Below are 2381 nucleotides of genomic sequence, written 5' to 3'. Positions count from 1 at the left end.
GCGAGCATCTGGCCGACAGCGACAGCGACAGCGACAACCACAGCGACAGCCGCACCATCTTCAACCGGATCTGGGTCCCGGGCGAGGACAGGAGCAGCACGCTGCGCCCCGGCGTGGACCAGCTGAACATGTACCCCACGATCCTGGAGGCCGCCGGCCTGACCCTGCGAGACCACGAGGCCGGCCTGGGGGTGTCCGCCTTCGCCTCGGAGGTCCCGGCCGGATCGGCGCAGGCCATGGAGCCGGAGCCCTATGCCGAGCTGCTGAACTCGCTCTCCCCGCGGTTCTACGCGACGGCCTGGGTCGGCGGGGACGCCGCCCGGTAACGCAGTCCGTCCCCGGCCCGGCGGCGCAGCCCGGCCCCTCCGCACGGTCGCGGCCGCGACGTCCCGGGCCGAGCGGGCGACGATCCGCGCCTGGCCGCCACCCGACGCGGCGTCCGCGCCACCAGGAGAACGACGGGAGTCCCGGTTCCCGGACCGGGCTCCCGGCATGCGCGGGCGGACGGGCCACGGTCCCTCGCCGCCGGGACGCGCAGGGACGCTCCGGGCGGCGGCGCGCGGGGCCGGAGCCGCCACGGCCGGGAGCACGCGGCCCGGCGGCGACGCGGGACACGTCACGAACGCCGCGCCGTACCGCGGTCCGGTGCCCGCCGAACGGGGGACGCAACGGCGACCCCGCCGCGCCACAATGCCATTAACAATTGCTAAAAGGATGAAAACCCTTGTAGCTTGAACCGACAGCATCATCCGGCCGCGCTCCAGCACTTCCCGAGCTGGGGCGCCGGGACCCCCCGCACCGGATGACCAGCAGCACGACGACCCCTGCAGCGATCCCGCCGGTGCGCGAACCCGGGACGCCAGGAGAACTGTGCCGCGCGCTGGCACCCCAGGGGCAGGCCCGGGGTTCTGAACGATTTGAGGAGACGTACCGATATGACTGCTGTGAAGAAATGGGTGGCCGCTGGTTCGTCCGCCGCGGTCCTGGCGGGTGGCCTGTTCCTGGGCGCCCCGGCCGCCCACGCCGAGTCTTGCCCCCCGCCGAGCGCGACGGTGAGCAACCTGGTCAGCTCCGCTGACCGCCTGCACGACACGGGCGTGCGCTTCAACTCCCTGGTCACCGACCAGAACGTCCTCGCACAGCTCCAGGCCCAGCAGGCCGTGCTGGAGGACGCCATCGTGAACGACGACACCATCGACCGCGCCCAGGCCGCCTGGAACGAGATCCTGCGCCTGCAGGGTGCCTACGCCGCGGCCACCGAGGATCCCGCCGTCGACGAGGCCTACGCGGCCACCACCGCCGCCGCGGCAGGCTTCGAGACGGCCGCCCGGGAGGCCCGCGCGCAGGGCGAGGTCTTCATGGAGAACGGCGCCTGCCTCCTGGGACTGTTCGCGAACAACAACGGTTCCCCCACCACGGGTACCGGCACCGACGGCTCCGGCGACTGGACCGGCACGGGCGCCGAGGGCGACTCCGCCTCCGGCGTGAACCAGGGCATCAACATGCAGACCGCGGGGGAGGGCGGGCCGGGCGCCGGCCTGCTCGCCGCTCTGCTGGCCTCCGGTGCGGCTGTGGCCGGGGCCGTGGCGTTCCGGATCCGCCGCGCTCGCGCCTGATCCCGTCCCACTGACCGCCCTGGTGCCGCGCTCGCGCGGCACCAGGGCGTAGTCTTTTCCCGACCCGATCCCGGAGGACCCGCCGCATGGACGCACCGCAGCAGCCCGCGCCCCGCCGCCGATCAGGGATGCGCTGGGCGGCCGCCGCCGGCGGTCTCGGCGCCGCGGCCCTCCTGTCCACGGCGCTGCTGACGGGTCCGCCCGACGCGGCCTCGCCGGATGCGGCACCGTCCGCCCCGTCGGTGTCCGCCACGGCGCCGGCTCCGGCCTCCGCTCCGGAGCCCGGGACCTCCACGTCGGCCGCCGCTCCGGACGCCTCGCGCCCGGAGGCCGCGCCCCCCGTCCGGCTGCGGGTCGACGACGCCCGGCTCGACGTGCCGGTGCTGCCGCTGACCCCCAGCGAGCAGGAGCGGGCCGCCGGGCTGCTGGTCCCCCCGGACACCCTGGACGGCTACTGGCTCACCCCGTACGGCATGCCGGGGGAGGGCTCCCAGAACACCACCTACATCACGGGCCACAGCTGGGAGGACCGCGAGGCTCCCTTCAACCGGCTGAGCGACCCCGGCCTCGTGGGCAGCGAGATCGTGCTGGAGACCGGGAACGGGACCCTGGAGTACGTGGTGGACTCGGTGGTGACCCACGACAAGGACACCCTCAAGGACAGCGACATCTGGCAGATCGTGCCGGACCGGCTGGTCGTGGTCAGCTGCTACACCGAGGACCTGTGGGGCAGGAACGTCGTGCTCACGGCCTCGCCCGTGCCGC

Annotated in this window: 2 protein-coding genes and 1 pseudogene; all 3 read left to right on the top strand. The window is 74.2% G+C overall.

Annotated elements, in window-relative coordinates:
• The coding region (locus RIF68_RS34400) for a hypothetical protein (RefSeq protein WP_309055411.1) at positions 1-326 on the top strand (326 nt) is incomplete at its 5' end.
• Positions 327-935: 609 nt separating this feature from the next.
• Entirely contained in the window at positions 936-1616 is a 681-nt protein-coding gene (locus tag RIF68_RS34395; RefSeq protein WP_309055409.1) for a hypothetical protein, read from the top strand.
• Between the two features lie 86 nt (positions 1617-1702).
• Positions 1703-2381: pseudogene (locus tag RIF68_RS34390) on the top strand (class F sortase); the annotation flags it as partial.

The sequence above is a fragment of the Streptomyces sp. genome (genome assembly GCF_031178505.1).
GTDB classification, from domain to species: domain Bacteria; phylum Actinomycetota; class Actinomycetes; order Streptomycetales; family Streptomycetaceae; genus Streptomyces; species Streptomyces gulbargensis.
This window is presented reverse-complemented; position numbering and strand designations above follow the sequence as displayed.

Coding starts and splice junctions, on each gene's coding strand:
- RIF68_RS34395 (WP_309055409.1), top strand. CDS start 936: ATGACTGCTGTGAAGAAATGGGTGGCCGCTGGTTCGTCCGCCGCGGTC.